We start from the raw sequence: 13,921 nt of genomic DNA on the forward strand, positions 1-13,921 counted from the left end.
CGGAAATCCGTCACAAACCGTCACGCCACGGGCGTGCCATGGGGGCGAAAACGCCCCAAAAGGCGAATCCGTCACGAATCCGTCACGGACGCCCGTGACGGATTCGAAGCGGGCAAAAACCAAGAAATATAGAGAGAAAAGGACTCTCTCTCCTTCTCTATATCAATCCATCACGTACCCCCTCGCGCGCTGTGCATGTGCGTGTGCGCGTACACGCGAGGGGGGTGCGCTAGATTTGCGTGACGGATTACCCAACGCGGCGTCCACGGGCCTTGCGAGGCCGGGTCGCCAGGGCGGTCGGAGTCATACAACAAGGTCCACGCGATTCGGGAGACCAACGAACAAGGAGGTAAAGCGATGTCTGGATTGATGGCTGGGCTGGTGACGCTGCTCTGCGCCACGGGGTTCGTGCTTGGCGGGTTCTACTTGGGCATTAGCTACGCCGGGCAGACCGGGCGCAGCGAGGCGAAGAAGGAGGCCGACGATGCAGATTGAGCTGCGGCCGTTGGCCGAGATCAAGCCGTACGAAAAAAACCCGCGGATCAACGACAAGGCGGTCGATGCCGTTGCGGAGTCGATCCGGCGGTTCGGATTCCGCCAGCCCATCGTCGTGGATGGCGACGGCGTGATCGTCTGCGGACACACGCGCTGGAAGGCGGCGCGGAAGCTGGGACTCGAAAAGGTCCCCGTTCACGTGGCCAAGGATCTGACGCCTGAGCAGATCAGGGCCTACCGCATCGCGGACAACAAGACGGCCGAGCTGGCGGAATGGAATCTGGAGCTGCTGCCCATCGAGCTGCTCGAGCTCCAGGGCATGGGCCTCGACTGGTCGCTGCTGGGCTTCGACGCCGACGAGCTGGCCCGTATGCTCGACACGGACGTGAAAGAGGGCCTCACTGATCCCGATGATATTCCCGCACCACCGGACGCGGCGACGACGCAGGTAGGCGACCTGTGGGTGCTCGGTGATCACCGGCTGCTCTGCGCGGACAGCAGCAGACCCGAGGATGTCGATCGCCTGCTCGACGGTCAGGCCGTCCACCTCGTGAACACAGACCCGCCCTACAACGTCAAAGTTGAACCTCGGTCGAACAACGCCATCGCTGCGGGGTTGTCGTCGTTCCCGGCGGCGGAGAGCGGCGTCAACGGCAAACGGCGTGGGCTGACCCACCACCAGGGATTCGATCTGGCTCGCGGGCACAGCAAGGCCAGGAAGACGACCAAGCAGCTCCGCGCCAAGGACCGACCGCTGGCCAACGACTTTGTGACCGACGAAGCCTTCGATGCCATGCTCGACGCCTGGTTCGGCAACATGGCCCGCGTTCTCGAATCCGGCCGTTCGTTCTACATCTGGGGCGGCTACGCCAACCTGGGCAACTACCCGCCGTTCCTGAAGAAGCACGGGCTGTATTTCAGCCAGGGCATCGTGTGGGACAAACAGCATCCCGTGCTCACCCGCAAGGACTTCATGGGCGCTTTCGAGATTGCCTTCTACGGCTGGCGCGAAGGCGCAGGCCATTCGTTCTTCGGGCCCAACAACGTGACCGACCTCTGGCACGTCAAGAAGGTCAACCCGCAGTCGATGATCCATCTCACCGAGAAGCCCGTCGAACTCGCCGTGCGAGCCATGCAGTACTCGTCGCGTATCGGCGAGAACGTGTTGGATCTGTTTGGGGGAAGCGGGTCGACGCTGATCGCCGCGGAGCAGACGCAGCGGCGCGCCTACTTGATGGAGCTCGATCCGCTCTACTGTGATGTGATCGTCAAGCGCTGGGAGCAATTTACAGGCAAGTCGGCGGAGCGACTGTGCAGTGCAGAAGTATGAGAGTCGGCAAGTCTGTAGGGGAGTACGCAACCATGAATGAGGGTATAGGCATGGTTCCTTCCCAGACTACCCAAAGCCCGCGGGTCGCCGCATCGGGCGTCTTTTACAAGCAACGGTTGATTTTTGCAAGTAAGTGATATGCCGCAAGCCGATGCAGCTTCGCCCCCGCTCGACGCCGCCGCCCGCGTGGACAGCGACTTGGTGGCCCGCGCCTACCGGAAGGTAATGAGCCGGGAGGAATTGACCCGCCAGGAGCGCGATGCCCTGCGGCGACACGAGAAGGCCAAGGAGGAGCGGCTGCGCTGGCAGCATTACAGCAGCATCCCGCAGAAGCACTGGCGGCAGATGTCCGGGCGGCAGACGAAGATCCTGAATGAGCAGGCCGAGCGTTACGGCATCCCCTTTGGCGGCCGCTTCATCGATCTGCCCAAGGTCGTGCGTGCCCTGCATGACTTCCTGGCGGCGAACAAGTACCGCCTGGCCAGTGAGTCGGACGACATGCTCCAGGGCGGCTCCAGCCCGGCGCTGGAGCGCTACCGCACCGAGCGGGCGGAACTGGCCCGGCTGGATCGCTTAGAGCGACAGCGGCAGCTGCTCCCCCGTGACGAAGTGCGTGAGGCGCTGGGCCAGATTGCCTCGATCTTGCGGGAAGCGGGCGAGTCCCTGCAGCGGCAGTTCGGGCGCGCCGCGGCCGAGGTGCTCTACGAAGCCCTCGATGACGCCGAACGCGAGATTACGAGGACGCTGGGCCATGAGGCCGAGGGTCAGGCAACAGGCGATAGAGAGAAGCCACGAAGCGACGAAGCCACGGAGCCACGAAGGGAAGAGGAAGCGGCAACCAGGACGAAGAACCAGGCGGACAACGTTCGGTGCCGAAGCGATGCATCCGACGCTTGATGATCTTCAGTCCTTCCTGGCCCAGGCCCGGCCGCGCCCGCTGCGCACCATGCGGGCCTTCGCTGAGGCGGAGATCATCATTCCGGACGGTCCCTTCGCCGGACGGCGGTTCCGCTGCTCGCGCCAGCCCTATACCGGGCTCTGGTTCGATGCCGTCGACTCCGGCCAGTGGTCACGCTGTGTGGCGACAGGGCCCACGCAATCGGGAAAGACGCTCTCGTGTTTCGTGGTCCCGCTGCTGTATCACCTGTTTGAATTGCAGGAGACGGTGATCTGCGGGCTGCCCGATATGGACATGGCGGGCGATAAGTGGCGCGAGGACATCCTGCCGGCCATCGAGCGCTCGCGCTACCGGGACCTGCTGCCCCGTCGTGGCGGCGGCAGCCGCGGCGGCCGCGTGGAATCCCTCCAGTTCGCGAATGGGGCGACGCTCAAGTTCATGTCGGGCGGGGGCGGCGACAAGAGCCGCGCCGGCTTCACCTCGCGCGTTGTGGTCATCACCGAGACCGACGGCATGGATCAGGCCGCGGCATCCAGCCGCGAATCGGACAAGATCACCCAACTGGAGGCCCGAACCCGCGCCTACGGCAACCGCAAGCGCATCTACATGGAGTGCACGGTCTCGACCGAGCAGGGCCGCACTTGGCAGGAATACAAGAGCGGCACGCAGAGCCGCATCGCGTTGCCCTGTCCGTACTGCCCCGCGTGGGTTTCGCCCGAGCGTGAGCATCTGACCGGCTGGCAGGGCGCCACTGGCCAGGCCGAAGCTCGTCGCGTGGGGGCGTTCTCCTGTCCGAACTGCGGCCAGCTGTGGAGCGACGCCGATCGGGAAAACGCCAATCACCGGGGACGCCTGCTCCACGCGGGACAGTCCATCGACGGCGAGGGGGAGGTTGAAGGGCTGCCGCCGCAGACCGACACGCTGGGCTTCCGCTGGTCGGCGGTGAACAACCTGTTCCTGACCGCGGGCGACTTCGCCGCCGACGAATGGCGTGCGGCACACGCACCCGACGAGGACAACGCCGATCGCGAGATGCGGCAGTTCGTATGGTGCGTTCCCGTAGCGCCATCGAAATGGGCGGAGACTTCCCTGGAGGTCCACGAATTGGCGGAGCGGATGATCGCCCTTCCTAAGGGCGTCGCCCCGCCCGAGACGAAGTTCATCACTGCCGCCGTGGACCTCGGCAAGTACCTGATCCACTGGATCGTCGTGGCCTGGAGAATGAATGCCACGGGGCACATCGTGGATTACGGGCGTATCGAGGTCGCCAGCGAGGACGTGGGCGTCGAGCAGGGCGTGATGCTGGCCCTGCGCGAGTTCCACGACATGGCCACCACCGGTTGGCCGGTGGGTCATGCCGAGGGCAAGACGATGGTCCCGCAACAGGTCTGGATTGACGCCGGCTACCAGGGACCGGTCGTCTATGCGTTCTGCCGCCAAGTCGGTGATCGATTCCGGCCGGCGGTCGGTCGCGGCGCCGCGCAGCAATATCGGCAATGGTACAACCGCCCCACGAGTACGGGGAATGTGGTCAAAGTCCTGGGTGAGGGATACCACGCCAACCTGCTCACCGCCGAAGGCCTGCTGCTCGTCGAGGTGGACGCGGACCAATGGAAGAGCTGGGTCCACGCCCGTTTGAGCACACCCATCGATCGGCCGGGGGCCATGACCCTGTATCGGGGAACGCCGAAGGACCACATCGCCCTGGCCAAGCATCTGACGGCCGAGACCAAGACGGAGCAGTTCGTCGCGGGCAAAGGCGTCGTGGCCAAATGGGAGCGGCTACGCCGCCAGAATCACTGGTTCGACGCCCTGTACAACGCCTGCGCCGCGGCGCACGCGTGTGGCGCGCGGCTGGTGGAGCCCGACGTCGAGCGCCGGCAGGAGCCCGAGGATTATGTAGAGGTCGGCAGCGCGTTCGGGCCAACGATTACCGAGCGGATCTCCCAAGCTTATGACCGGTTCACGGACATCCTGCATCGCAACCGGCAATGATGGATGTCGTATTGGGCTTGGGGATGGGCGACATCGAGGCCGACCGTCGACGAGTGTGATTCTCGAGCGTTCGTCGTGGGGAGGCTTTTCTGCCGGAGAAACGCCCCGGCGTGACCGAGGCGTGAGAGGTGGGATCTTGATGCGGGCCGACTATCCGTTGTGCTCGAACTGCCCGCGATCGACCTTGCGGAAGCGGGCGTCCTTGCCCTTAGCGCTGATCTCGCGCTGCATGGCGGCGTAGAGCGTCGCGTGCGGCGTCTGGCCGTTGGGGCTGGACCACAGGCCCTTCTCGGCCATCGCGGCGATCAGTTCCTGGGCCCGCATCGGCTTGCCGGCGCTCTTGAGAACCGTTGCGGCGGCGTCCAAGGCGCTGGTGCGCTTAGGCTTGTCGGTCTTCTCGGCCTTGGTGCCCTTGGCACTGGCGTTTTTCGCCGTGGACTTCGCCGCACCCTTGTTCGCCTTGGCGGTGCGCTTCGTCTTCTTCGATCCGGTCTTCTTCGTCGCAGCCATCATGTTTCTCCTATGCAAGGAACTCGTCGCGCCAACCCGGCGCGGCGTCATGAATCAGTTGATCGGGACCGTGACCATGCGGTGCTGGCCGTCGGGCATCACGATGTCACCAAGAACGGCGAACTCGACACCCGCCGCTTCGAGGCGTTCGAAGTCGCTGTCCTCGATCACGAGGTTGCGGCCCGCCAGGCGGACGGCCTTTCCGTATTCCACGGCCTCGCACCATTGCAGCGCTTCCCAACCGGTCTTGAACTCGATCCCGCGAACCTCAATCGTTCTCGTTGCCAATGTTCATCTCCTTCGTTTGGTACCCGCCCCGCCGACGCGACGCGGCCGTTTGGTCTTGAATCTGCTGCTTCTGCAACGCGCTCAATCGGCGTAAACGGTCTCGGCCAATCCGGCGACCAGAAGGTCGACGATTTCCTCGGCGACCGGTGTTGTCGGCCGAACGTCCCAGCCGCGGTCGAAATTGACCACCACCGCGCGGTCGCCGCTACGCTGGACCCAGAGCTTGGAAATGCGGCTCGCGTCCAATTCGTACTCGGGATATGCGGCATGCTCGGGGAACACGAGCGCTTCGAATCGGTGGCCAGCGATGTTGCCCATCACCCACGAGCCACCGGCGTTCCGCTGTTGCACCTTGGTGATCTTGAGCGTGTCCAGCAGTTCCGTCGGCTCAGCGTTGGTCGTCTCTGGCACGTTGTTCGTCATCATGTTCTTCTCCGTGTTCGGTACGCCCCATGCGTACACCCACATGAGGGCAACTGTCGCGAACGGAATCAAGCTAATTCCCGGGGAATTCCCGCCATTGCGTTGGTCCAAGGAGGGCCGCATCGATGTGCCTTGAAGACAAGCCTGAATCACCCAAACGCCGCCTGATGACGATCACTGTCGAACGTCCGCGATACCCGCAATGCAGGGGCTGCGGGCTGCCGAAGCACAGCACCGTCAAACAAGAGAAGCGCGATCGCGTGCCCTTCGTCACCTGGGCGCGGCAGGGATTGATCGAAATGACGCCGGGCAACGTCGTGGACTGCGACGTCATCCGCCAGCGGCTCAACGAGTTGGACAAGCTGTGCAAGATGCGCGACGTGCCCATCGACCCCTGGAACGCCACGCAGCTGGCCACTCAACTCGACGACGACCACTTCGAGGTCGTGCAGTTCGGGCAGGGTTCAAACACATGAACTCTCCGCCAAAGGAACTCGAGAAGCTGGTCGTCTGACATCAGATGTGTCATGGTGGCAAGTCCCAGTGAGCGTATTGCCCCAGGGCCACTTGAAGAGGCAAAGAAGGCACGGTCCATTAGCGGCACATGCCAGTCCTTGCGAGTCGCAACCTTTTTGTTCAATGGACTTTACCATGGGCCGGGCACAATTTCCTCCCCGGCAACGCCGGTGCGATGTAGCCGTTCCGTATTGGCCAACCCAAACTGAGTTACCCAATACCTCTTCCACGATATTCTGCGAAATCGTGGTTTTTTCCAATTGAAAATTCATGGATGTCTGAGACAATGGCACAAGAGACCTTTTCAAGCCTTGTAGGGGTTTACCATGCTCACATCCAAAGCGATCCGATCGTCCCTTGGGTTTTTCGCCATTCTCGTTTCGGGGGTTTCATTCGCAACGCCCGGCGATGGACTTGGCCCGCCCAACGGAGCTTCGGGCGATGGCAGTACAGGCATCCAGACCCTTGATTCAACGGAGGTCGACAACGGCTTTCACGTGCGCTTGTTCTCCGGAGAATTCCAGCTCGCGAACGAAGACTTGCGTATTCCCGGACGAGGCTTCGACTTCGTCTGGCAGCGTGTGTACCGCTCGCGGGTGACGCTGATGTCCGAGGGACCGTTGGGGCCGGGATGGGACTTCTCGTACAACATCAGACTATTCGAATCAGATGGTGCTCGGATTCTGTGCACCGGCAACGGGCGGTGTGACACGTACACATCAACCGGTTCCCGCTGGCATGCCGCCGGGTTCTTCAACGAAATCGCCCATGATGGCGGCACAGGCGAATACACCATTACGTTTCCCGATCAAACCACGTGGATTCTGGCAGACACGGACGATTCTCCCCTCTCCGGAAGAATCCTGCAGATTGAAGATCGAAACAGAAACCGGATGCGCTTTGAATATGACGGCGTGGGCCGGCTCTCGAGCATCCGCGACACGCTGACCGTGGACGTACCGGAACCACCGATTGCCGCGTCCGGGTACCCACATGGCGCCCTCAAGAATCGATATATCTCCTTCGTGCCGAATCCTGGAAACGCAGAGGTGCCGGTGGCGTACCGCATTTCCGTCGTGGATGGGTCAAATGCTCCCGTAGCCATAGGTTGGGTTGGGGTTCCGGATGCAAGCGGTCGCGCGGACGTTCGACCGCTTGGCAGTCCAGCCCACTTGACCAGTTGGCCGGCGGTGGTACACGTGTACGGCTGCGAAATCGCTCCAGTAAACTCCTATCAGATTCGAACTATTGCCCTCGACGGTCGTTTTTCCACCGAGCTGCTGGTTTCAACGATTCCCCAGCCGGCACCGCGCTACTGGGGAGACATCGTCGGAGCGTTTGCCGCCTCGGGCAATCCAGCGACATCGCCACCCACGCCACCCAATTCCTGGGAACCGCCCAATGGAGCCACCAGCGGCGTTGATATTTCGGCTGCTTTGCAGGCAGCCAGCGGTTATCCGACGGCCCCTTATTTCACGTGGTGTGACGTAAACCCAGAGATTTTGGACGGAGTGGTAACGGGACCGGACACTCTTCAGATTGTCAACGCCTTTTCTCTCGGTTCGGGAAGGGAATTCTATCCGTTCCCTCAGCCCCTCGATTGCCCGAATGCCACCGGCGGAAGCTGTGGGAGCGATTGCGACGATCAGGACCCCTGCACATTGGACGGGTGCAGCGGCGGCGTGTGCGAGCATTTGCTTGTCGCCGATTGCACACCTCGGACGGTCAGCCTCGTCTATGACGGCAACGGCCGAATCGAGTCGGTTACGGATTGGACCGGGCGTTCGATTGTCTACGACTACTACGGACTGGGCGAGGCTGGCGGGTCGGAGGGCGACCTCAAGTCGGTAACTTATCCGGTCGTGACGAACACGACAGAGTTCCCGATTCCAGGTCCAGCCCAAGGCTATCCGGATGGCCATTACGATCTTTCGGGACGGACCTGGACTTACACGTATGCCAAGAATCAGCCGCACGCCTCGCTGGACCACAATCTGCTGACCATCACGGATCCTCTCGGCCAGACATTCCTGGTGAATACGTACGCCCCAGCGAGCAATCCGGCGGATCCGTTTTTTGATCGCCTGACTGCGCAAACGCTGAACTCTTCCGTGACGGCGGGCGGCATGTACAACTACCACTACGGGGCCGTCCAGCAAGGGAATGCCGTGTGGCGAACGATCGTCAACGACCGGATGGGAAACGTGGAGGAGCTTTATTTTGACGATCAGAACCGCCTGCGGGCTCGACGAGAGTTCACAGGCCGCGCGCCGGATCCGCAATCGGCAACGACACCAACGGCCAATCGCCCGACGGCCCCGTTGCGAATCACCGATCCGACCTACTTCGAGACACAGTTCGAGTTTAACGTCGATTCGATGCCGACACTCGTCGTTTTTCCGAACGGCAACTCGATTGAACAGCAGTTCGACACGGGGTACACGGCCTTCAGCGGTGGAAATCTCCTCTCCCGCCAAAGGAATCGTGGTCCGGTGGTCGCGGACCAGGACTCAATCTGCGAACTGTGGGTTTACGACTACGATTTCAACGTACCCGTGGAATACATTGATCCCACCGGTGAAACCACCTTCTATACGATTGATAGTCCGGAGCCGCAAACAACGGGGACCCGACTCACCTCCTGCGGTCAAGCCATCGCAGGAAAAACATCCGACGATACATCCGGGGAAAAGGTGCTGCTCGAGGGTTATACCGGGAACCTGGAAGCCGTTGAGTGCGTCAATCTCATCGAGGCCGCCGGCCCAGGCGATCCGATTACCTGCTTCACCTTCAGCTACAACGACTACGGCCAATTGACCGCGAAAACACAATGCACGGGTCGGACGGACAGATTCACGTACCACAGCTACGGCCCGCAGTACGGGTATCTCGCGTCCAAGACCGTTGACTACGGCGGCCAGAATCTCACAGAGAGCTTCGTCTACGATTCCGTCGGGAACCTGCGGCAATCGACCGACCCGAAAGGAAATACAACCGATTATGTCTACAACCAGCTCAATGAGCTTCTCTTGGAGCAGATGCCTGCTGTCGATCTGCCCGGCGGTCCGGTCCGCTACGAACGCGAAGCCTTCTGGGACCCGACGGGCAACGTCTACCGCATCGAAACGGACAACTACGACGATCTCGGCAACCTGGACAATAATGCAACGTGGACCACATGGTACGTCTACGATTGGCTGGACAATCTCACTCAGCACGTCCAGGAAGTCGATCAAGCCCGGGATATCGTCGTGGAGTACGAGTACGACGCAAACGAGAACCCTACGCTCACGCGATTCGGCGAGGCCACCAACAGCCATCAACCCGCGAACGTCCAAAAAACGGAGTACGACGAGCGCGACATGGTCTTCAAGAAAACACGCGGCTTTGGCGGCGCCGATGCATCGACGTCACAATTCGACTATGACGACAACGGCAATCTCGCGTTTCTTCGCGAAGGATTGGAGCAAACGCCCAGGATCCACGCATTTACATTCGACGGGTTCGATCGGGCGTTCACGTACACGGACCCGATGGGCACGGTCGGTGCGCGCAGTTATGACTCGTTTGACAACCTGATTCAAAACAAGATTCAGGGCGAGGGCGTCGCTGGCGAGCCGGCAACCTTCCGCACGCTCCTCCTGGAGACTTTCAGTTACGACAAGTGGCAGCGCCCCAAGCTCCACGGACAAACGATCTATCAGATGGTCGGCGGGAGTTGGACAACCGTTGGCTACTCGGAAGCAAGTATCGAAAAGTATACAAATGCATCGCAAATCGAGGAGCTACAAACACCTCTGGGCGACCTTTACACCGTGACCTATGACAGCGCCAATCGACTCAGGACGATTACGGATAGCGCAGCGAATACGCTTGTGTATTCGTACGACTTCAACAGCAATCCGCTAACGGCCGCCGAGATCGACAAGTCCGAGACGATCTTGCTGAACGGCGGGTTGGGCTCCGCGTATGAGTACGACGCGCTTGATCGAGTTACGCGTGTCAGAAAGAGCAACGGGGAAGAATGGTTTTACCACTACGATTCCCGGGGTAATGTCCTTCGCGAGATTGACGCCAACGGAACCGAATCGCGCCATGTCTACGACGGGCTGAATCGTCGAGTTCAGACGACGTTGGATATGGACTCCGATGGCGCGGACGGCGACGGCCTCGATATTGTCACGACGATGCTCTGGGATGACTCGTCCCGGCTGATCGCGCAGACCGACGATAACGGCCGGACGACGCGCTACGCATCCGACGCGCTGGATCGGAACATCGGAACGCGCTATGCAGACGGGACGTGGTCGCAGGTTGGTTCAGGGTTGGATTGGTCAGTGGATGCTGAACGTCCGACGCTCACCAGTTTCACGTCGGGCTACGATGTTCACGACAATGTCCTTCGCGCAGAAGATCCCAACGGCTCGGCCGTAGCCAGCACATTCGATCTCGCTAATCGCGTCATTCAACGGAGTATCGTCCCTGGCCCGACCGTGGCGTCCACGACAACGTACGAGACTTTCAAGTACGATGGCCTATCGCGCGTCGTGTACGCTGAAAATGACGACACCGTCGTTGTCCGCGAATTCAGTTCCCTGGGCGTACCGACGTCGGAGACGATCCGCGTCGGTGAGGCCGTTTGCGGAAATGGCATTCTCGAATACGGCGAGGAATGTGAGCCGCCCGGAGCCGAGGACTGCGACGCCAACTGCACGCTGAATTTCGGCCATGATTGCTGCGAAGAACACCCCACGCCCGGTTGCAGCGACCCGGTCATCGAGGCCGAGGTCTGTGGCCAGTTCCCGGAGTGCTGCACCGAGGAATGGACCTACGCTTACCTTTGCCCATCGACTCCCGACTGCACGCTCACCGCCCCGACGAATCACACTAAAACGGTGACCACTTTTGCTTACGATGTCGCCGGCAATGAGGTCGGGACGGAGTACCCCGGCAACGGTACCGTGGATTACACTGGCCAGGACCTGCTCTCGGTCAGTTCGGTGCGAGATGCCCTGGGCCGGCTCAAGACCCTCGGCGCCGCGAACTTCGATCTCGTGAATTTCGATTACGTAGGGCGCCTGAAAGAGAAAGCGACTTTCGTCGGAACGGTCACAGGGTTGATGGATCCCGTTGTGATCGTGGATTACATATACGGCGCGCGGCGGCTCTTGCGAATTAGCGCCCACCCTATCGGTTTCACCCAATCCTTCGACTGGGACGACGTTGGCAATCGCAGAACGCGCGAGAATCACATCACGGACATCACGCACACACTCGGCTACGACGCCGCCCGCCGACTCGTCCGCGTGAACGCTGCGGAGATCTCTACGATTCGCGACACGACCTACGAGTACGACGGCGTCCACAACCGCGTGAGCGTCACGGGAAATCCTGATTCCGGCGTGTACGTCGGATCCTACGTCATGGACGCGACCTCGCCGGTACCGGCCGACGCCCAGGTCAATCAATACACCTCGACCCCCTTCGACCTTCGCCAGTACGATGACAACAGTAACCTCGTGCTTCGCACGGCTCCGGGCGGCTCGCCGGCGCTGGCCGAACTGAAGTACGACTACCGCAACCGCATGGTCGAGTACCGCGACCTCGTCAGCGGGCAGATTCACAAGTACGTGTACGATGCGCTTGGCCGGCGCGTGTCGAAGACGGTGGACTCGACGGGCGTAAACAATGGGCCCAACGAGACCCGCTACTTTTACGGCGGGCCCGGGTTGCAGCGAGTTGTCGAGGAGCGCGACGGAGCGACGGGCGAGGTCATCACGGCGTTTGTCTACGGCGACGGCATTGACGAGCCGTGGGTCATGTTCGCCGACCCCGACGACGACAACCGCTACGAGGAATTCTACTTCCTGGCCGACGACGCCAGCAACGTCTATCAGATTCGCGATCTTGTAGGCGTGCCCGTCGAGCAGTATGAGTACGGCGACTTCGGCCAGCCGGTCGATCCGGTCACGCTGCTCCCGGTCGCGGGAAGCCCGTCGTCGATCGGCAACCCCTACCTCTTCACCGGCCGTCGCTACGACGCCGAGACGGGGCTATACTGGTACCGGACGCGTTACTTCGATCCGGTGGCCGGGCGGTTTACTAGCTGGGATACGATTGGTGCCTGGGGTGACAGGCTCGCTCTCGGAAGTGCTTTTGCCTACGCGGCGAACAACCCTTGGACTTGGGTGGATCCATGGGGATGGAAAATCGTCATTGGGGAGAACAACACGCCTGCTTTCAACAAGGCAGTCGGTGAGGCCATTGACACAATCAAGAACCTCGATCCACAGCTCAAGCAGATGGTCGAAGTACTCGAATCATCAGAACACACATACACGATTACATCGATTGATAGGAAGAATCGTACAAATCGCTACGATAACAAAGATGACACTATCTACTGGGATCATGATAATCATGCTGATCCCTCGCAGCCGGGTACAAGAGAACCTTGCGTTGGACTTTGTCATGAGTTTTCCCATGCTTATGACAACGAAACAGACGCGCCTCGTAGCGAAGACCCGGCAGTTCGACGAGAGAACCGTGCTCGGGAACGGTTGCGCGAGCGCGATGCCCGTCGACGCCGACATGAGGAAGAACAAGCCAAGAGGGAGCACAGAAGTCCGCGGCATCCGCGAATTGACGACAATAAAGTCAGAACAACCTATGGTAAAGGTAAGAATAAGAGAAACATCTGTGATCCCACCGGAGATCTCAATATCCCGATGCAAATCCCAGAGAAGAAAGAAGAGGGCAACAATGATAAGGGCTCGTAATATCGACACCCTCCCCGTAATCCTTGCAATAGACTCAGCCGTCTTCATTCTAGGGGTTCTCGGTGTGTTCGGTTGCGCAATCAGGCAGACGATCCCCCTGGCAGATTCTCAGAGTCTGGCGTGGGCGACTCAGGTGCCCGCGAGCGCATCCTCATACGAGTATTTTCGATATGGATTCGAGAGCTGCCAGGAGGATGACGCGCGCCGTCAGGTCCACGAGCGCCTTATGAATGCGCACCCGCGTACCTGGGCATGCAGCGAACACTGTGAAGCGCAATATGGCAGATACGAAGTCTATTGTTTTGTTTCATTTGACAGTAGTGATCCTCGATACCTCACTAATGTACTTCCAAGAGTCCTTTATTGGGACCCTGTACGTTGGGACGAGGAAGGCGATTTGGATTCCGCACTAGAGGCCATCTGGGATCGTGCTCAGCCAGGTGAAAGCAAGTCTCTGATCGAGCGCGGCTCTGGGACCTGCAATTTTGCAAATCTGCTTCATACTCTTGAGACGATCGAGCACAGCCGTCGACCTGACGTGAATATTCCATACGATGAGGTCGATCCCTGTCCTTACGCGCTCTCGTGGGATCTGGGTGACGGTGCGCACCAAGTGGTATTGGCGCCTCGATACGTGGGAACGAAAAGAAAATCAACTGGGATTGACGTGGCCGACGAGTTCGTGGA

At 60.5% G+C, this 13,921-nt stretch carries 9 protein-coding genes; 6 read left to right on the forward strand and 3 right to left on the reverse strand.

Annotated features, from left to right (window positions below):
• Nucleotides 1-357 precede the first annotated feature (357 nt).
• The 4 genes from J5J06_13830 (at nucleotide 358) to J5J06_13845 (ending at nucleotide 4,718) form a co-directional block, all read left to right on the forward strand.
• Complete coding sequence (locus J5J06_13830) at nucleotides 358-495, forward strand: hypothetical protein (GenBank protein MCO6438169.1); 138 nt, start codon at nucleotides 358-360, stop codon at nucleotides 493-495.
• Nucleotides 485-1,825: a ParB N-terminal domain-containing protein gene (locus tag J5J06_13835; protein MCO6438170.1), complete on the forward strand. Its 1,341-nt coding sequence runs from the start codon at nucleotides 485-487 to the stop codon at nucleotides 1,823-1,825. The genes J5J06_13830 and J5J06_13835 overlap by 11 nt, the downstream gene beginning before the upstream one ends.
• A gap of 138 nt (nucleotides 1,826-1,963) precedes the next feature.
• Nucleotides 1,964-2,722, forward strand: coding sequence for a hypothetical protein (locus tag J5J06_13840; GenBank protein ID MCO6438171.1), 759 nt, complete (start codon nucleotides 1,964-1,966; stop codon nucleotides 2,720-2,722).
• Nucleotides 2,706-4,718, forward strand: a complete 2,013-nt coding sequence (locus tag J5J06_13845; GenBank protein MCO6438172.1) for a phage terminase large subunit family protein — start codon at nucleotides 2,706-2,708, stop codon at nucleotides 4,716-4,718. The genes J5J06_13840 and J5J06_13845 overlap by 17 nt, the downstream gene beginning before the upstream one ends.
• 150 nt (nucleotides 4,719-4,868) lie before the next feature.
• Here the strand turns inward: J5J06_13845 and J5J06_13850 are convergent, their stop codons facing one another.
• The 3 genes from J5J06_13850 to J5J06_13860 form a co-directional block, all read right to left on the reverse strand.
• Complete coding sequence (locus tag J5J06_13850; GenBank protein MCO6438173.1) at nucleotides 4,869-5,231, reverse strand: winged helix-turn-helix domain-containing protein; 363 nt, start codon at nucleotides 5,229-5,231, stop codon at nucleotides 4,869-4,871.
• Nucleotides 5,232-5,282: 51 nt separating this feature from the next.
• Complete coding sequence (locus J5J06_13855; GenBank protein ID MCO6438174.1) at nucleotides 5,283-5,516, reverse strand: hypothetical protein; 234 nt, start codon at nucleotides 5,514-5,516, stop codon at nucleotides 5,283-5,285.
• Nucleotides 5,517-5,597: 81 nt separating this feature from the next.
• Nucleotides 5,598-5,942 (reverse strand): hypothetical protein, encoded by a 345-nt coding sequence (locus J5J06_13860; GenBank protein MCO6438175.1) that lies wholly within the window; start codon nucleotides 5,940-5,942, stop codon nucleotides 5,598-5,600.
• A 122-nt stretch (nucleotides 5,943-6,064) separates the two neighbouring features.
• Between J5J06_13860 and J5J06_13865 the strand changes: the two genes are divergently transcribed.
• A complete protein-coding gene (locus J5J06_13865) occupies nucleotides 6,065-6,415 on the forward strand; it encodes a hypothetical protein (protein MCO6438176.1) in 351 nt (116 codons plus the stop codon).
• A 366-nt stretch (nucleotides 6,416-6,781) separates the two neighbouring features.
• Nucleotides 6,782-13,234 carry an RHS repeat-associated core domain-containing protein gene (locus tag J5J06_13870; protein MCO6438177.1) on the forward strand — a complete coding sequence of 2,151 codons (6,453 nt, stop codon included), beginning with the start codon at nucleotides 6,782-6,784 and terminating at the stop codon, nucleotides 13,232-13,234.
• Nucleotides 13,235-13,921: the final 687 nt, after the last annotated feature.

The sequence above is a fragment of the Phycisphaerae bacterium genome, from assembly GCA_024102815.1.
Classification (GTDB): domain Bacteria; phylum Planctomycetota; class Phycisphaerae; order UBA1845; family UBA1845; genus JAGFJJ01.